Here is a 17,268-nt window from a genome sequence, read left to right on the forward strand (position 1 = left end):
GCCTTTCAACTTTCCTTTATGCAAAGAAAAGTATTATCCGGTATTAGCCCCGGTTTCCCGGGGTTATCCCAGTCTTACAGGCAGGTTGCCCACGTGTTACTCACCCGTCCGCCGCTCATTCCACAAGTGTCACCCCCGAAGGGGATCTGCTTGCTTCCTGCGCTCGACTTGCATGTATTAGGCACGCCGCCAGCGTTCGTCCTGAGCCAAGATCAAACTCTCCAAAAAAGTTTGTATCACGTCGACACCAATCAACATGATCCGTCTTAGCTTTCGCAGAATACTGGCTTCTGCTTGTATTTCTTCGAAAAACAGAATATCTGTCTTTCCTTGACATACTAGTTGTTTTGTTCAGTTTTCAAAGAGCAATTTGTTTGCGTCGTTTTTTTCAGCGACTTTTATATCATACCATCTCCGAAGTGCTTCGTCAACAACTTTTTTCAATTTGTTTTTAACTGATGAAAGCTGATGAATGCCGTCGAATTTGGCGACTTGATTAATATATCACACATTCAATTATGTTGTCAATATTTAATTATGTGATTTTTGTCGTTAAATCAACGTAGATTTTTGCGACGGATTTAAATTTACCATGGATGAAATATAAAGTCAATGTAAATTTGAAATTTCTTTTTGTAAAATAAATAAAGGTCCCTGCACCGTATTAACAGTCTTTATATAGCAGCGATATATCGTAGGCCATTACAATACTATGCAGGAAAGCTTTACAAGGTTCCTTACCTATTAACGACATATGTGCGGTGGTAAACACCAATTCCTTTTGTTGGCTGCTTCACTGTAGCTAGCAAATCTTTTTCAACCATAAAAGATATAATAGCAGTTAAATCTAGAGCATAGGATGAAGTTTCCGGCAATATTTTTAGTTGTGCATAAGACCATGGATCTTCTCTTTTCTCCATAATCTCTAATAAATGCTTAACAGAAGTCTTTGCCCTATTGCTAATCACAAAATCCATGGCAAGCAACATTAATTGGATCCTTTTCTTCATTTCTTCACGACTCTCAATAAACTCTTCATATAACTTGTAAACTTCAAGGTCAATTTGTTTTACCTGACCCCAAACCGTAACCTCTGGATAATATCCCTTCTCAATAACAGCTAGTCTTGCTAAATAATGAAGAGAATAAAGAATCTTACTGTTGGCGTCCTTATATTCATTTGTTTCGTATAAGTCTTTCGCTTCACTGAAACTTTTAACGAGCTTACCAAATTCAATAGCTTTTCTTAAATCCCTTTTCTCACTTGGAAAATCTCTTAATTGATCTTTAAGATTGTAGACATATTCATTACGGTCAAAAATAACTCTCCCATAAATCACCCATTCTACTCCTCTACGGTACCCGCTCGTATCAATCCACTCCATTAACACTGATTCACTTACAACATGTACTGCTGCAGATCTTTCATCTTCGAACTCATAATGCTTTGCTTGCCATTTCTGTTCTGCGTTTTGCACAATAATTAGTAGGATCCCATCAAAGTTATCTGTAACAGGGCTATTTGGCTTCGTTCTTTCCATTAATATAATCCCTAGCGTATTTGCATCACTCGCGTGTTCTTGATAAATAGGTCTCAAATATCGTTCCATATCTTTTCCTCCATTTAAACGTTATCTTTCATTCTATTTCTATGTTAATAAGAAGAATTACATTTATTTTAAAATTACATTATAGTACAATTCGTTATATAAACATAAATTCCTTGTTATGAAATAAAAAAATCATGGAATATGCTATACTACCTATGAAAGTATGAAGGAGGTACAAGCGTGGCTCAATTAGTGTACTCTAGTAAAATAAATAAAATAAGAACTTTCGCGCTCATTCTAGTATTTGGGGGAATACTCCTCATGTACGGAGGAATCTTAACCCGAAATATTGAATGGCTCATGTTCATCTTCTTTCTCCTCGGTGTTTTAATGGTTATTTTAAGCTGTGCTGTATATGTATGGATCGGTACTATATCATTAAAGGCAGTTCCCATTGTGTGTCCGAACTGCGAGATGCCTACAAAAATGCTCGGACGAGTAGATGCCTGCATGCATTGCAAGCAACCTCTTACAATGGACAAAGATCTTGAAGGAAAAGAATTTGATGAGAAATACAATACCAAACGTTACAAAAGAGAAGAAGCTAAAAAGAAGAACAAATAGAAACTGCCACCATTAAGGTGGCTTTTTATATGTTCTTCTTTTTAAATGAAGAATTCAGGTTCTCTGTTTCTATCTGCTATAATAATATCAAATTCAAAGAATAAAGAGGTGTAACAACTAATGATCGTCCTCATTGATAACTATGATTCCTTTACATATAATCTTGTACAATATATGAAGCAATTAAATCATACGGTTTTGGTCAAACGTAATGACGCCATTCAGATAGAAGAAATAGAACGGTTATCTCCAGAGTGTATCATTCTTTCACCAGGTCCTGGGCATCCAGACCAAGCTGGGATTTGCTTGGATCTTATTGAGCATTTTCAAAAAGAACTTCCTATACTCGGCATCTGTCTTGGTCACCAAGCGGTTGCTAGAGCATTTGGAGGTACTATTATTCCAGCTACACAACCAATGCATGGAAAAGTATCTGCTATAAACCATGATGGAAGTGGCATTTTTCACTCCCTCCCTTCACCACTAAACGTAACCCGCTATCATTCCTTAATAGTGGAAAGAGAGACATTGCCTGACTGTCTGGAGATAACTGCGGAAACAAGCGACGGAGAAATCATGGGCCTTCGTCATAAAAGGTTCCCAATAGAAGGAATCCAAGCACATCCTGAAGCTATTCTTACCAAAGAAGGCCTACAGATGTTAAATAACTTTATTACAAATAAGGGAGGGAAGCGAAGTGATGCCCCAGTTATACTTTAATTTTTTAAACGGTGAGGGGGTGAAGACTCCCATGCATTTCACGAATCCTATAGAGGTGATTACCGCTTCTTCCATCGAGGAAGTTCTTCCTTCCCTAAAACGAGTCCAACAAGCTATTAATCAAGGAAAATATGCTGCGGGATACGTTTCCTATGAAGCAGCACCCGCTTTTGATTCTGCTTTTGCAGTAAATCAGAACCCAGATCTCCCACTCGTTTGGTTTGGAGTTTTTGAGGAACCTAGCACGGATCCTTTTACTTCCAAAAGGAGATTTGAAACAGGCGAGTGGTCTCCTTTAACTCAGAAACAAGACTATTTACATAGGATTACAGCCATAAAGGAAGCTATTCGCAAAGGGATTACGTACCAAGTGAACTATACGATTCGTTTGATTAGTCAATTTTCTGGAGACAGCGTTGCCTATTATCATCATCTTTCCAATGCGCAAGCTTCCAACTATAGTGCGTACATCAATGACGGCAAACACACCATGATCTCTGCTTCACCAGAATTGTTTTTTCATTTGAGTAATAAAACCATTGTTACAAAACCGATGAAAGGTACCGCTGCAAGAGGGAATACATTGCAGCAGGATAAACAACAAAGAAATTGGCTTTACAACTCAGAGAAAAACCGAGCTGAGAATGTGATGATTGTTGATTTACTAAGAAATGACCTTGGGAGAATAGCCAAGCCAGGCACAGTCAAAGTACCTAAGCTTTTTAACATTGAATCCTATCCAACTGTTCACCAAATGACTTCAACTGTGACGGCAGAGCTTGAAGAAAATACCGAGCTACCGGAGGTTTTCGAAGCATTGTTCCCTTGTGGGTCCATAACAGGCGCCCCCAAAGCCAGCACGATGGAAGTAATTAAAGGACTTGAGGAACAGCCACGAAATGTTTATTGTGGGGCAATCGGATACATCACTCCAGATATGGAAGCTATTTTCAATGTCCCAATTCGTACTGTCCAGATAGAAAATATAACAGGAGAAGCGATTTATGGTGTTGGCGGAGGGATCACATGGGATTCGGATTCCGAGGAAGAGTATGAGGAGGTTCTTACAAAATCTAAGATTCTTCAAACGGAGCGTACCCCTTTTCAGCTATTAGAGACAATTGGATACGCCAACGGTAATTTCATTGTGCTGGAAAACCATTTAAATCGACTAAAACGCTCAGCTGACTATTTTCATTTCCAGGTGAACACCTCAGAAATTAAAGAAAAACTAATGAATCTCGAAAAACAATTATCCACAGAAGATAGATGGAAAATTCGATTACTCTTAAGCAAAAACGGGAGGATAAAGCTTGAAACCCAACTTTTGAAATCAACATCCTTACCTATTCAAATCGAACTTGCAGCAAATGCTGTTGATAAAGAAACCATTTTTCTATACCACAAAACAACCAACAGGGCTGTGTATCAAGCTATGTTCCAGTATGCGGACGATAACACAGAGGATATCCTTTTATGGAATCAAGCAGAGGAACTTACAGAATGTACGATGGGAAATATAGTTGCTGAAATAGATGGGCACTATTACACTCCACCTGTTAAATGCGGGCTTCTGCCTGGCACCTATAGACAGGACCTGCTTGATAAAGGCTTAATACAGGAGCGTGTCATTCCTAAAAATATACTGCCACAATGTACAAACCTCTGGATGATTAACAGTGTGCGGGGATGGGTCTCTGTATCTATTTTCGGGTTATAATAATTCACCAATACTAACCAATAAAAAAGCTGCACTTCCAAATAGGAGATGCAGCTTTTTGTTTATTAATGTTTTTTTGTAGCGACTTTTTGGCAGTCTTCGCACTTACCATAAACTTCCATGCGATGGTGACTAACTTCAAAACCAGTTACCTGTTCAGCTAATGCTTCCACTTCGTCCAATGAAGGATAATGGAAATCAACTATTTTGCCGCATGAATCGCAGATGATATGATAATGCTCCGATGTATTACAGTCAAACCGGCTTGAAGCATCCCCGTAGGTTAATTCCCTTACAAGGCCAATCTCACGCAATACCCGCAGATTATTATAAACTGTTGCAACACTCATATTGGGGAATTTCCCTTCAAGTGCTTTATATATATCATCAGCTGTAGGGTGGACCATGGAATTTAGAAGATATTCCAATACCGCATGTCGTTGTGGTGTGATCCGGACGCCTGACTCCTTCAAAGTGTCAATTGCTCTTTTTAATTGTTTCTCAGACACCGTCATCTCCACCTCTCTTTTATATTTTGTACAATTATAATAATATTATTAGTTTATAATCTTTATAAATAGTGTACGCTCTCATGCTCAATCCTGTCAATAAAAGTATATGAAAACACCTAATTAAATATAACTACTTGTACAAAAAATGCAAAGCTGAACGTGTCTATATATGGGCGCCTAGTATTATACATCCACCCTCAAATGCGATTCTGCGCAGCCAAGCTGCTTGTTTACAAAGCGTGCAGCTACAAAAAGATAGTCAGAAAGACGATTCAAGTAGGAGACCACTAACGGGTTCACATCATCCACGCCGATAGCTGTTCTTTCTGCACGTCGTGCCACGGTTCGAGCTGCATGCAAGGCACTTGCAGAACGGTGGCCTGATGGAAGGATGAAATTCTTTAATGGCTCAAGATCTGCGTCCCACTCATCAATTTCCTTCTCCAGCTCCTCAATATGTTCTGGCTTGAGTTTCCATGTTACTTCTTTATCTGCTGGTGTTGCTAGTTCTGCTCCTACATGAAATAGAATTGTTTGGACACGTTGCATTCTTTGTAGAAAAGTATCTTTCCCTGCAAACTCCTCCCCATCTAGAAAGCTTAGTCCAAGACCAATCATAGAGTTTGTCTCATCACAAGTTCCGTAAGCTTCTACTCGCAGATCATTCTTTGCTACTCGCTTTCCGTAAATTAAAGAAGTTTGCCCCTTATCACCTGATCGTGTATAAATTCGCATGTTTAATACCCCCTCGTAACATCTATTTCATTCACATAATCCTTCTTATCTTTATTATATATGAGAAGATTCTTTTGGAAAATTTCTAGAGCCCTTGGATCGTAATGTTTAGTACTGGCAGATATATGTGGTGTTAATGTAATAGCGTCGTTGTCCCATAAAGGATTGTCTGCCGGCAACGGCTCTTGTTCAAACACATCTAATACCGCATGTGCGATTTGCCCTTCATTGACTGCCCGAATAATATCTGTAAAATCTATAACATCCCCTCTTCCCATATTAAGGAATAAAGCGTGGTTCGGTAATGCTTCTAGATGTCCGTACTGTAACATGCCTTGTGTTTCTTTCGTACTAGGTAAAATAGAAATAAAAATATCTGCCTGTGGAAGAAGAGATTGGAATGCTTCCATTTGATAGACCTCATCGAAATAGTCTAAAGAACGTCCACTTCTAGATACTCCAAGCGTTTTTACGTGGAAAGCTTTTGCCACTCTTGCGACTTCTTGTCCTATAGCTCCTGCTCCAAGAATAAGCATGGTTTTCCCATGAAGCTCTTCCATCGGGAGATGCTTAGCCCATTCATGCGCTTTTTCATGTTCAATAAGCTTCTTCGTTTGTCGGTAAACCTGTAGAATCATAGAAATCGCATATTCTGCCATGGGAATACGATGAATTCCTCGCGCATTAGTCACCAAAATATCCCGCTGCTTGATTGCCTCAAAAGGCATTTTTTCCATACCTGCAGACAAGACCATAATCCATTTTAGTGATACTGCTTCCTCTATTAGTTCATCTGTAAGATCCTCCCCGTATGTGACAAGGATTTCAGCTAGCGAAAGGGCTTTTCTCGCCTCTTCCATATTTGCACAAAAGATAAACTGTTGTGTTGGATTTTCCTCTATTAACTTTCTTTGAAGATAGTCCTCAATCTTACCTGAAAATAAAATCATCACTTTTCCCCCAAATATGTTCTTTCATTTATAGTAAAACTTTTTTGACTTATTGAACACTATTTGGCAGTGGTATTTTTTAATAGACGTCGTATAGCGCGTAAAAAAATAATCAAGTCCATCTTCAATGACCTGTATTTCATATAGTAGAGATCCTGTTCAATCTTTAAATCCTTACGAAGACCGGGAGTATACACTCTCGTAAATCCAATTATCCCAGGCTTCATCATCATGCGCCGATATTCATACTGGTCATAGGTTAAGACTGTTTCTTTATCGACTGGAATAGGACCAACAAAACTCATATCCCCTTTAAACACATTCCATAGTAGTGGTAATTTATGAAGCTTATATTTCCTCAGCACTTTCCCTATTGGTGTAAGGACCTGTTGTTGCTTTTCTCTCATTAATTGCTGCCGTTTGTATTGTGATCTCGAAATACTAGCAGGCTTGGGAAAGGCTGTAATGACACGGGAAGGTATTGAAAAAGTGCGGAATTCGTAGAGAAGGAAAGGTCGCTCTTTTACCCCTACTCTCCAAGACCTGGCTATTACTGGACTACCTTCTTTATTATGAATAACTTTGGCAATTATCAACATGAGCGGGGCAAAGAGAATTAATAGGATAAAGCTCATAAGGACATCCAGCATTCGTTTCACTAGACTATACACTCGCTTCTTTTCTGTACTCGGTTTACTGATTCTACTCTCATATCGCTGAAGCTCCATACTCCCACCTCAAATTTCAATAGATTTAATAACCCTGCTTGTTTCAAATCTATTCAAAAACACGGAGCTATAGAACATTTTTAATGGAGTATTTATGATAGGTAGTATGAATCCTTTTATTACATAACTAATAGAAGGAAGGCTTATTCAAACACCAGTCAGAATAGTTCAACTATTACTCAAAGAAACATGGTAACCTATATGAACAAGGGGGAGAAATAAATGAAAGATATTTTTAATCAATTGCATGCAGAGGAAATTTTAAACCGGATTGACAAATTAAGTCTACATTCTAAACCACAATGGGGCAAAATGGATGTTGCCCAAATGCTAGCACATTGCTCATCCTTCCAAGACATTGCAATGGGAAACGCATTTCCTTCGAGAGGTTGGTTAGGAATATTAATTGGAAGATCTGCAAAACCAATTTTTTATAATGACAAGCCACTACCTCAAAATATGTCCACGATCCCAACCATGTTGATTGTAGAGGAAAAGGAATTTGAAACAGAGAAGGAAAAACTAAAACAAAAGATCTTAACATTCCAAAATAATGGCCCAGAGATGTGCACAACCCATCCACATCCTTTTTTCGGTAAACTTACCTCAGAGCAATGGGGAAAAGGAATTTATAAGCATCTTGACCATCATTTAAAACAGTTTGGTGGCTAGTTAGCTTTAGTAAAGAAAATTTTTAAATAACGTTTGGGTATAGAATAACCATATAAACATAGTAAAAGAGCTTGGATCTAGTCCAAGCTCTTTTTGTTATTTGGAATTATTACTATTTCCGTACTCCCTACTCGTTGTGCAGGAGTCATAACATTTAATAGCATTTTGCTATTGTCAGTTGTTTCCAACAAAGCCTCAAACAGAGACTATGACCTTACCCATTCTCTTTTAAATATTCCAATGCCTCTTCCACATGGCCATCAACACGGACCTTGCGATATTCCTTAACTAATTTTCCTTCTTTATCAAGAATGAAAGTAGACCGCTCTACGCCATAATACTCTTTACCAAAGTTCTTTTTCAGCTTCCACACATCAAACTGTTCTGCTACCTTGTGTTCCTCATCTGCTAAAAGAACAAACGGTAAATCATGCTTATTAATAAATTTTTGGTGGGAATCTACTGGATCTGGGCTTACACCAATAATAACGGCATCCAATTCTTCAAAGCTTTTATGGTTATCACGAAAATCGCAAGCCTCTGTGGTACACCCTGGAGTCATATCTCTTGGATAAAAATACAAGACCACATGCTTCCCTCTGTAATTAGATAATTGAACCTCTTCCCCATTCTGGTCATTAAGTGTAAAGTCTGCTACTTCTTTTCCTAGTTCAACTGTCACCTGAATCCCTCCTAAAAGTACTGGTTCCACTATAGCATAACTCGAACATCATATCATTCCCCCCTACTTCGCTGTCCGTGTTGTACAAGCCGCATCACAAAGGCAGCAGGTAAAATATAACCAATCAAGGCTTCAATTAAGGCAATAACCCTGCCGATTCCAATAGGTGTAATATCGCCATAACCAATTGTAAGAAGTGTTACCCCACTAAAATACATGGAATGTATTAAGGATCCGATAGTCCCCACCTCTCGTGGTACGCCGCTCTCCACCAGAATAATCGCCTCGAAAGATAGCATAAAGTAAATCAAGCCAAAGCCGATCATGACCATAATATAAATAATGATAAGTCCATAAAATAACTCTGTTGAAAAGCGACTGTCCCTCATTCCAGTTTGCATTCTTTTTCCACGTATAAAATCAATAATCCCTTTAAGCATGATCGTACAAATAATAGCCAATAGAATAAAAGGAATAATTTTCATAGAAGCTCCTTTTGAGAATAATTACTTTACGTTCATTCTATGCTTTCTTTCGAGTAAGCTTGTCATTTATTTTTTTTAGTGGATAAGATAGGATAGAGGTAACAAAGTGAGCAAAAGCTGGACGTGGCCGTATCTGTCCTTAAACGTATAAAGCTTATTATTTTTTCAAAAAAGGTCGTGGACGTTATGAAAAGAATTTACCTTATTGAAGATGATCCTAAAATTGCTAATCTATTGAAGGATTACTTAGAACGCTATGAATACGAGGTCTTTCTTGTGGAATCGTTTGATGGAATAATGGAAGAATTTCAAAAGCTATCACCCCATTTAGTTCTACTGGACATTAATTTGCCGCGCTATGACGGTTTTTATTGGTGCAGAAAAATACGTCATGTCTCTAATTGCCCTATCGTTTTCATATCAGCAAGAGATTCTGGTATGGATCAAGTAATGGCTATAGAAAATGGTGGGGATGATTACATAACAAAGCCATTTGATTTTGAGGTAGTCCAAGCAAAGGTAAAAAGCATTATGCGCAGGACATACGGGGAATACGCAAACACGCAACAAGCCGATTTCATAGAGCTAAACGGCTTCTATCTTTATCTTACTGCAATGGAAGCACATTTTAAAGAACAAACCGTCTTACTAACAAAGAATGAATTTATCCTATTAAAAACACTGATGACACAATTGAATCATGTCCTTACTCGCTCCAATCTATTAGAGGTTTTATGGGATGATGAAACATTTGTTGATGACAACACCTTATCAGTAAATATGACCCGTCTACGTAAAAAGCTAGAGGATATCGGAATTATTAACAGTATACAAACTGTCCGGGGCACAGGTTATAAAATGGTTAATACATGGAGTGGTTCAGTATGAAACATTTCCTGAAAGATAGTATTCCTTTCACCCTTTTCTTTCTATCACAGTGTTTACTCATAATCGGGATTGTGCAGCTTTATTTATATATCATTGGAACAACCCTTAGATGGGATGTGGCCATATACTTACTCATCCTCCCTTTAATTTGTCTCTTGCTGTTTCTTTGCTTTCGCTTTTTTAAATTTAAGGCCTATTATACGATTTTATCAAAAGACGATGCGGTTAATGAAATGCCCTCTCCACCTAACAACTTACTTTCTATTGTTAAAAGACAGCACGAAATGCAAACAAACCAGTATGTAAGCGAAGTAGAGCAGTTAAAGCACCAAAAAGAAATGGAATTTCACTTTATCCAGCAGTGGATCCATCAAATGAAGACACCTGTCTCCGTCATGCACCTTACAATGCAAAAGGAGAAATACAATCTACCAGAGGATTTTCACCAGAGTATGCAGGAAGAACTTGAACGGTTGCAGCAAGGACTAGATCTTGCTTTATATCAATCAAGGCTACAGAAATTTGACCGTGATTTCCATGTTGAGCGTGTATCCCTTAAAGAAATAGTGAGAGATGTAATTAAGGATTTTAAGTCGAGCTTCATTCGTAATCAAGTCTTTCCGGATCTTACCATTGATGAATCGATTATAGTAACAACAGATAAAAAATGGTTCCGATTTGTAATCAGTCAGATCCTTACCAACGCTATTAAATATTCTAAGGATGACTCAGATAAAATTCACTTTACCTCAGATGTATCTTTTGGTAAAACAGTTCTAAAAATTAGCGACACAGGATATGGGATTCCCCCGCAAGATATTTCCCGTGTATTTGACCCTTTCTTTACAGGCTTAAATGGTAGAGAACATAGAGAATCTACAGGGATGGGGCTATACCTATCGAAAGAAATTTGTAACGCACTAGATCATGACCTATCCATCACCTCAAAAGTAGATCAAGAAACAACAGTAACCATTACTTTTCGGTAGTGACCTTACAAAAATGTAAGGTCACTTTATTCTAAAATAATTACTTATTTTAAAAGGGTTATGAGAAAATATAGAGTAAAGATTTTTCTAATCTAACTTAACAGCAAGGAGGCCACATGTATGCCTATATTAACTGCAGCAAATCTCACCAAAATATATGGGAGCAAAAGAGGGATACACCATGAGGCCCTCCACCAATTTCATTTATCTGTAGACAAAGGGGAATTCCTTGGAATAATGGGCCCTTCCGGTAGTGGGAAAACAACCTTACTTAACTTGCTATCCACTATCGATACCCCTACCTCTGGCGCAGTTACCATCAACCAAACTACTGTCACCAATTTAACGAAGAATAAACTGGCAACATTTCGTCGGAAAGAAACAGGGTTTATCTTTCAAGATTATAATCTGTTAGAGACATTAACAGTTGGAGAAAATATTATGCTGCCACTAACGTTAAATAAGTGGAAGGTAAAAGAAATGACGAAAAGATTAAAGCTTGTGACAGAACAGCTCGGAATTGAGGATATTACAGAAAAGCGAATATTTGAAGTGTCTGGTGGTCAACTACAACGTGCGGCAATTGCCCGGGCAATTATACATGACCCCACCATTATTTATGCAGATGAGCCGACTGGAAATTTAGACTCGAAGGCCTCTCGACAAGTGATGGAATCCCTCCAATTTCTTAATCAAGAAAAGAAAACAACTACTATAATGGTCACCCATGATCCGTTTGCAGCAAGCTTCTGCGGGAGGGTGATATTCATTAAAGATGGAAGGATGTTTAATGAAATTCACAAGGGAGATAATCGTCAGCGCTTTTTCCAAGACATTTTAAACGTACAATCCTTACTCGGAGGAAATATGGATGACTTTCATTCAATTCGCTTTAAATAATGTAAAACGAAATACGAGAGCTTATGTAAGCTACTTTTTAAGCTGCATGTTCGCTGTCACAGTTTTTTTCATGTACGCAGTTGTCATTTTCCACCCGTCGATCCGCGAATACGAGTTTCATAATGTGGTTCAATCCGGAATTATCGCTTCACAGGTCATGATATATGGGTTCTCGTTTATCTTTGTTCTTTATTCAACAGGAACCTTTGTCAAATCCCGTAAAAAAGAATATGGACTACTGACTACATTAGGGATTAAAAAATCACAATTAAATAGGTTGCTAATTCTGGAAAATACAATGATTGGGCTTGCAGCCATATTAGCCGGAATAGCAGTCGGTGCACTTTTAACAAAGCTCTTTCTCATGGTATTTTCCGCTATACTTGGCATTGGTGACATTTTACCGTTTCACCTTTCTTTGCGGGCCATTGGACTAACCATCATTTTATTTTTTGTCATGTTTGAGCTCAATACCCTTGCTGTTGTATGGACATTAAGAACTAATTCTATAATGGAGGTTTTCCGAGGGTCTACGAAATCAAATCGAAAACCCACTTTTTCTTGGTTCATCAGCGTCTTTGCTCTAGCGGCTGTATTGTATGCCTACTATCTTGCCTATACAGCTGATATTACTACCATTGGAGCACGGATGTTTCCTATTTTAGCATTCATCATTCCTGGTACTTACTTTCTTTTTACACAGCTTAGTATTGCTACCACCAGTATTTTCAAAAAGAATAAGTTCTTTTTATATCGAAACTTGAACCTATTAACAATTTCCGATTTAGCTTTTAAATTGAAAGAAAATGCTCGTATATTATTTATCGTAACGATTCTAAGTGCAGTAGCTTTTACATCGAGCGGAGTTTTGTTTAATTTGTTCAGATCGGTTGAGGCAGAGACAGTACGTTTTGTGCCACAAGCTGTATCCTTAATAAGTAATGAAAATGCTAACCTGGAAGACTTTAAAAAAACAATAGAAAATGTTGAGGCTCAATTCCAAGATAAATTCATTCCATATGAGTCTATGCTGGCAAGCACCATACCTGCTGAGATGGAGTCAAATTCACCAAATTGGGATACCACGCCCATTATGATTTATTCCTATTCCGACTACCAAAAAATGATGGACCTAAAAGATGAGGAAAAGTTAAGGCATCCAAAGTTTAGTGAGGCAATTTTACTTAGTCAAGATTTAGTTAATAGATTTACAGCAAAAGTCCCCGATTCCTTAACTATTAAAGTTGGCCAGACAAATACTGATCTTGCAATTCATAGGGAAGCAAGCCCTTTAAGTTCCTCCATCAGTACAAATGTGCAGTTAATAGTCTCGGATAAACGATACGAGCAATTTATACAAGCTGCAGATGCGAGCAGTGTACGTTACAATTATGTCATGCATATACCTAATGCTTTTGACTATGCTACGGAGACAGAGGATGTATTGAACCGGGTTAATACAGAAATCGCCTATGCAGATTCTCAAGCCGATTTCTATCTTATGATGAGACAGACTATGTCTTATCTGTTCTTTTTTGGTATATTTATTAGTGTCTTATTCTTTTTAGCTGCAGGTTCTATTTTATATTTCCGAATGTATCAGGATATTGATAAGGATCTAAAACATTACTATTCCTTATATCGGATTGGATTAACGAGCAAGGAAATGAAAAAAATAGCAGGTAAACAATTGGCTCTATTGTTCTTTCTCCCTTTTTCGGTAGCAGCTATCCACGCTGGTTTTGCATTTAAAGCATTACAAAATATACTGGTTTCCAATGTGCTTTTACCTAGTATTTTCGTATATTTGCTCTATTTCGCAGTACATTTCATCAATTTCATTATCATTAGAAATATTTATACAACGAAGCTAAATAAGGTCATGTAAACATAAAGGAGGAATACAACAATGCATTTCACAAAATCTCAAGCATTACACGAAGAAGCACTCCAGCATATTGTTGGCGGGGTGAACTCCCCTTCCCGTGCCTATAAAGCAGTAGGCGGTGGCGCACCGGTTTATATGGAGCGTGGCCAAGGAGCTTATTTTTGGGACGTAGACGGAAACAAGTATATCGATTATCTTGGTGCTTATGGACCGATTATTACTGGACATGCCCACCCGCACATTGCAAAGGCAATTGCACATGCTGCCACAACTGGTGTTTTGTATGGTACACCAACCAAACTGGAAAACCAGTATGCAAAAATGCTAAAAGATGCAATCCCATCATTAGAGAAAGTACGCTTTGTTAATTCTGGAACGGAAGCGGTTATGACCACCATTCGTGTAGCTCGTGCTTATACCGATAGAACAAAAGTGATAAAATTCGCTGGTTGTTATCATGGTCATTTTGATGCTGTATTGGTGCAGGCAGGATCAGGCCCTGCAACACTAGGAACCCCGGATTCAGCAGGTATCCCACGTTCTGTTGCTGAGGATGTCATTACGGTGCCATTTAATGATCTAAAAGCATTTGAAGATGCTTTGGATAAATGGGGAGATGAAGTTGCAGCCGTTCTCGTTGAACCAATTGTAGGGAACTTTGGTATCGTAGAACCACACGAAGGCTTCTTGCAAGCTGTGAATGACTTAACCCATAACAAAGGCGCACTCGTCATTTATGATGAAGTAATCACGGCATTTCGTTTTACCTATGGAAGCGCCCAACAGGTATATGGAATTGAACCAGATATGACAGCAATGGGTAAAATAATTGGTGGTGGATTACCTATTGGAGCATATGGTGGAAGAATGGACATCATGGAACAGGTAGCACCTTTAGGCCCTGCATATCAAGCAGGCACAATGGCAGGAAATCCTGCATCCATGGCATCAGGAATTGCTTGTCTTGAAGTATTGCAAGAGGAAGGAACGTATGAAAAGCTTGATAATCTTGGTGCATTGCTTGAAAAAGGGATTACAGAACAAGCTGAACATTATGGTGTTCCAATTAGTGTTAACCGCCTTTGCGGGGCATTAACCGTTTATTTTGGAAGTGGAGAAATAACGAACTATGACCAAGCTGAAGCGAGTGATGGTGAAGCATTTGCAACTTTCTTCCGTTTGATGCTTGAGCAGGGAATTAATCTTGCCCCATCCAAATATGAGGCATGGTTCTTAACTACTGCACATACTGAAGCAGATATTGAAGAAACCATCAAAGCAGTAGGAAATGCGTTTGAAACAATGAGTAAGAATAAGTAAGGCTAATAAATCGCTGCGGAAAATATTTCGCTTCGCTGATTAGTGCATCCTAACTTCTAACATAAAAAAATGCCGAATGCTTCTTATAAAAGCATTCGGCATTTTTTATTTCAAAGCCCTTTATGATACTCTTTTATTTACTCTCTTGCTCGATGTCATCATCTAAATGCTGGACTTGATAAAGGTTATAATAAGCGCCTTGTTTGGCCATTAGTTCTTTGTGTGGGCCATCTTCGACTATTTCACCATTTTCAATTAACACAATGCGGTCTGCATGTGTGATGGTGGCTAGTCTGTGTGCGACTATAAATGTCGTTCTGTCTGATGCTAGCTTTTCAAGCGCCTCTTGGATTGTATGCTCACTTTCCAAGTCAAGTGCTGAAGTGGCTTCATCAAAAATTAGGATTGGCGGATTTTTCAAGAAAACACGTGCAATGGCTATACGTTGTTTTTGCCCACCTGAAAGCTTCACTCCACGTTCACCTACTAACGTTTTGTAGCCATCAGGCAATCCTTCAATAAACTCATGAGCATTAGCTGCTTTCGCTGCTGCCACGACTTCTTCATCTGTTGCCTCAGGTTTTCCCATACGTATATTCATCGCAATTGATTCACTAAACAACGTATTATCCTGTAACACCATCCCAATGTTATTTCGCAGGGATCTTACTTTCACATCGCGAATATCTAATCCATCCACTTTAATAGATCCATTTGTTACATCATAGAAACGTGGTATAAGACTAATTAAGGTTGATTTGCCTCCCCCACTCATACCTACAAACGCTATTGTTTCCCCACTTTTCACATGCAGATCTACATTGTTAAGCACTTTGTTTTCTTCTTCCTCATATCGAAAAGAAACATTTTCAAAGGAAACTTCTCCATCAACACGCTGAAGTTGTTTTGCATCTGGTTTATCTTCTATATCATATTTTTCATTTAGAAATTCAAACACACGATCAATGGAAGCAATAGATTGAACGAGAACGGTTGATGAATTAATCAATCTACGCAGTGGGCTATAAACTCTTTCCATATAACCTACAAATGCAACCATAGTACCCATCGTGAGATCCCCATTTATAACCTGATATCCCGCATAGGCAATAACGAGTAATGGAGCCAAATCTGTTATCGTGTTTGTTACAGCAAATGTCTTCGCATTCCAGGTTGTATGATCAATAGCTTTCGTTAGGAAATTGTTATTTCTTGTCTCGAACTGTTCCTGTTCATAATCTTCTAATGCAAAGCTTCGCGTTACTGGAACACCCTGAACCCGCTCATGTAAATGACCCTGTACTTCTGCTAGTGCTTGGGAGCGATCTCTCGTCAGTCGTCGCAGTTTGGCGTAGAAATATTTTATTGAGAATCCGTATAAAGGAAAGAGGATAATTGCAACAATCGTCAACGGAATATCCATTGTTAGCATAATAATAATGGCAATTAAAATTGTGACAAGGTCAAGCCAAATATTCATTAATCCTGTAAGTACAAAGGTTTTTGTTTGTTCGACATCATGTATTACCCGGGAAATAATTTCCCCGGTTTTTGTCTTAGCATAAAAACTAAGACTCAGTTTTTGTATGTGGTCAAACAACCTATCTCTTATATCGTATAGGATTTTGTTTCCAACCCACTGTGCCAGATATTGTCGAATGTATTCAATCGGTGGACGAAGTACTAAGAAAATCAGAAAGGAAATTCCCATTAGCCAAAGTAATTGAGACGTCTTTTCGGCTGCACTCATCGCATCAGCATTAATAATGTTATCGATCACATACTTTAAAATAAGTGGCATTAATAAAGGAATCCCGAATTTCACCACACCAACTAATACCGTCCAAATAATCTTCCAAGTGTATGGTTTAACAAATTGCATGTACTGCTTTATACTGCTCATAT

General features: G+C 38.3%; 17 protein-coding genes and 1 rRNA gene. 9 read left to right on the plus strand and 9 right to left on the minus strand.

Annotated elements, in window-relative coordinates; translation table 11 throughout:
• Window positions 1-228 (minus strand): 16S ribosomal RNA (locus BN985_RS16680); the annotation flags it as partial.
• Between the two features lie 509 nt (window positions 229-737).
• Window positions 738-1,610 (minus strand): nucleotidyltransferase-like protein, encoded by an 873-nt coding sequence (locus BN985_RS16685; RefSeq protein ID WP_042224958.1) that lies wholly within the window; start codon window positions 1,608-1,610, stop codon window positions 738-740.
• Window positions 1,611-1,790: 180 nt separating this feature from the next.
• Here BN985_RS16685 and BN985_RS16690 point away from each other — a divergent pair, with 180 nt between their 5' ends.
• From BN985_RS16690 to pabB, 3 genes are all read left to right on the plus strand, one after another.
• On the plus strand, window positions 1,791-2,174 hold the full coding sequence (locus BN985_RS16690; RefSeq protein WP_042224959.1) for a YgzB family protein: 384 nt from the start codon (window positions 1,791-1,793) through the stop codon (window positions 2,172-2,174).
• 120 nt (window positions 2,175-2,294) lie between these two features.
• On the plus strand, window positions 2,295-2,894 hold the full coding sequence (locus BN985_RS16695; protein ID WP_042224961.1) for an anthranilate synthase component II: 600 nt from the start codon (window positions 2,295-2,297) through the stop codon (window positions 2,892-2,894).
• A 31-nt stretch (window positions 2,895-2,925) separates the two neighbouring features.
• Window positions 2,926-4,614 (plus strand): aminodeoxychorismate synthase component I, encoded by a 1,689-nt coding sequence (gene pabB / locus BN985_RS16700; protein ID WP_232225610.1) that lies wholly within the window; start codon window positions 2,926-2,928, stop codon window positions 4,612-4,614.
• A 65-nt stretch (window positions 4,615-4,679) separates the two neighbouring features.
• Here the strand turns inward: pabB and perR are convergent, their stop codons facing one another.
• From perR to BN985_RS16720, 4 genes are all read right to left on the minus strand, one after another.
• Entirely contained in the window at window positions 4,680-5,129 is a 450-nt protein-coding gene (perR, locus tag BN985_RS16705) for a peroxide-responsive transcriptional repressor PerR (protein WP_042224965.1), read from the minus strand.
• A gap of 180 nt (window positions 5,130-5,309) precedes the next feature.
• Window positions 5,310-5,861 carry a cob(I)yrinic acid a,c-diamide adenosyltransferase gene (locus BN985_RS16710; protein WP_042224966.1) on the minus strand — a complete coding sequence of 184 codons (552 nt, stop codon included), beginning with the start codon at window positions 5,859-5,861 and terminating at the stop codon, window positions 5,310-5,312.
• Between the two features lie 2 nt (window positions 5,862-5,863).
• Window positions 5,864-6,811, minus strand: coding sequence for a D-2-hydroxyacid dehydrogenase (locus tag BN985_RS16715; protein ID WP_052360730.1), 948 nt, complete (start codon window positions 6,809-6,811; stop codon window positions 5,864-5,866).
• Between the two features lie 59 nt (window positions 6,812-6,870).
• Window positions 6,871-7,539, minus strand: coding sequence for a sugar transferase (locus BN985_RS16720; RefSeq protein WP_042224968.1), 669 nt, complete (start codon window positions 7,537-7,539; stop codon window positions 6,871-6,873).
• A 222-nt stretch (window positions 7,540-7,761) separates the two neighbouring features.
• Between BN985_RS16720 and BN985_RS16725 the strand changes: the two genes are divergently transcribed.
• The gene (locus tag BN985_RS16725; RefSeq protein WP_042224969.1) at window positions 7,762-8,211 is read left to right on the plus strand and encodes a DUF1569 domain-containing protein; all 450 of its coding nucleotides are present in this window, start codon (window positions 7,762-7,764) and stop codon (window positions 8,209-8,211) included.
• A gap of 214 nt (window positions 8,212-8,425) precedes the next feature.
• Here the strand turns inward: BN985_RS16725 and bcp are convergent, their stop codons facing one another.
• Both bcp and BN985_RS16735 read right to left on the minus strand, forming a co-directional pair.
• The gene (gene bcp, locus BN985_RS16730) at window positions 8,426-8,893 is read right to left on the minus strand and encodes a thioredoxin-dependent thiol peroxidase (RefSeq protein WP_042224970.1); all 468 of its coding nucleotides are present in this window, start codon (window positions 8,891-8,893) and stop codon (window positions 8,426-8,428) included.
• Between the two features lie 53 nt (window positions 8,894-8,946).
• Entirely contained in the window at window positions 8,947-9,378 is a 432-nt protein-coding gene (locus tag BN985_RS16735; RefSeq protein ID WP_042224971.1) for a potassium channel family protein, read from the minus strand.
• A 186-nt stretch (window positions 9,379-9,564) separates the two neighbouring features.
• Between BN985_RS16735 and BN985_RS16740 the strand changes: the two genes are divergently transcribed.
• The 5 genes from BN985_RS16740 (at window position 9,565) to BN985_RS16760 (ending at window position 15,363) form a co-directional block, all read left to right on the plus strand.
• On the plus strand, window positions 9,565-10,266 hold the full coding sequence (locus tag BN985_RS16740) for a response regulator transcription factor (RefSeq protein ID WP_042225301.1): 702 nt from the start codon (window positions 9,565-9,567) through the stop codon (window positions 10,264-10,266).
• A complete protein-coding gene (locus BN985_RS16745) occupies window positions 10,263-11,255 on the plus strand; it encodes a sensor histidine kinase (RefSeq protein ID WP_042224972.1) in 993 nt (330 codons plus the stop codon). The genes BN985_RS16740 and BN985_RS16745 overlap by 4 nt, the downstream gene beginning before the upstream one ends.
• A 120-nt stretch (window positions 11,256-11,375) precedes the next feature.
• Window positions 11,376-12,155, plus strand: a complete 780-nt coding sequence (locus BN985_RS16750; protein ID WP_042224973.1) for an ABC transporter ATP-binding protein — start codon at window positions 11,376-11,378, stop codon at window positions 12,153-12,155.
• Entirely contained in the window at window positions 12,127-14,043 is a 1,917-nt protein-coding gene (locus tag BN985_RS16755) for an FtsX-like permease family protein (RefSeq protein ID WP_042224975.1), read from the plus strand. The genes BN985_RS16750 and BN985_RS16755 overlap by 29 nt, the downstream gene beginning before the upstream one ends.
• Window positions 14,044-14,064: 21 nt before the next feature.
• Window positions 14,065-15,363, plus strand: coding sequence for a glutamate-1-semialdehyde 2,1-aminomutase (locus BN985_RS16760; RefSeq protein ID WP_042224977.1), 1,299 nt, complete (start codon window positions 14,065-14,067; stop codon window positions 15,361-15,363).
• A 133-nt stretch (window positions 15,364-15,496) separates the two neighbouring features.
• Here the strand turns inward: BN985_RS16760 and BN985_RS16765 are convergent, their stop codons facing one another.
• Window positions 15,497-17,266 carry an ABC transporter ATP-binding protein gene (locus BN985_RS16765; protein WP_042224978.1) on the minus strand — a complete coding sequence of 590 codons (1,770 nt, stop codon included), beginning with the start codon at window positions 17,264-17,266 and terminating at the stop codon, window positions 15,497-15,499.
• Between the last annotated feature and the right edge of the window lie 2 nt (window positions 17,267-17,268).

The organism is Oceanobacillus manasiensis (genome assembly GCF_000724085.1).
Taxonomy (GTDB): domain Bacteria; phylum Bacillota; class Bacilli; order Bacillales; family Amphibacillaceae; genus Oceanobacillus_B; species Oceanobacillus_B manasiensis.

Bases quoted from the DNA above. Each gene is read 5' to 3' on its own strand.
- BN985_RS16755 (WP_042224975.1), top strand. From the start codon at position 12,127: ATGACTTTCATTCAATTCGCTTTAAATAATGTAAAACGAAATACGAGA.
- BN985_RS16765 (WP_042224978.1), bottom strand. From the start codon at position 17,266: ATGAGCAGTATAAAGCAGTACATGCAATTTGTTAAACCATACACTTGG.
- BN985_RS16685 (WP_042224958.1), bottom strand. From the start codon at position 1,610: ATGGAACGATATTTGAGACCTATTTATCAAGAACACGCGAGTGATGCA.
- BN985_RS16745 (WP_042224972.1), top strand. From the start codon at position 10,263: ATGAAACATTTCCTGAAAGATAGTATTCCTTTCACCCTTTTCTTTCTA.
- perR (WP_042224965.1), bottom strand. From the start codon at position 5,129: ATGACGGTGTCTGAGAAACAATTAAAAAGAGCAATTGACACTTTGAAG.
- BN985_RS16715 (WP_052360730.1), bottom strand. From the start codon at position 6,811: ATGATTTTATTTTCAGGTAAGATTGAGGACTATCTTCAAAGAAAGTTA.
- BN985_RS16740 (WP_042225301.1), top strand. From the start codon at position 9,565: ATGAAAAGAATTTACCTTATTGAAGATGATCCTAAAATTGCTAATCTA.
- BN985_RS16710 (WP_042224966.1), bottom strand. From the start codon at position 5,861: ATGCGAATTTATACACGATCAGGTGATAAGGGGCAAACTTCTTTAATT.
- BN985_RS16720 (WP_042224968.1), bottom strand. From the start codon at position 7,539: ATGGAGCTTCAGCGATATGAGAGTAGAATCAGTAAACCGAGTACAGAA.
- BN985_RS16735 (WP_042224971.1), bottom strand. From the start codon at position 9,378: ATGAAAATTATTCCTTTTATTCTATTGGCTATTATTTGTACGATCATG.
- pabB (WP_232225610.1), top strand. From the start codon at position 2,926: ATGCATTTCACGAATCCTATAGAGGTGATTACCGCTTCTTCCATCGAG.
- BN985_RS16760 (WP_042224977.1), top strand. From the start codon at position 14,065: ATGCATTTCACAAAATCTCAAGCATTACACGAAGAAGCACTCCAGCAT.
- BN985_RS16750 (WP_042224973.1), top strand. From the start codon at position 11,376: ATGCCTATATTAACTGCAGCAAATCTCACCAAAATATATGGGAGCAAA.
- BN985_RS16725 (WP_042224969.1), top strand. From the start codon at position 7,762: ATGAAAGATATTTTTAATCAATTGCATGCAGAGGAAATTTTAAACCGG.
- BN985_RS16695 (WP_042224961.1), top strand. From the start codon at position 2,295: ATGATCGTCCTCATTGATAACTATGATTCCTTTACATATAATCTTGTA.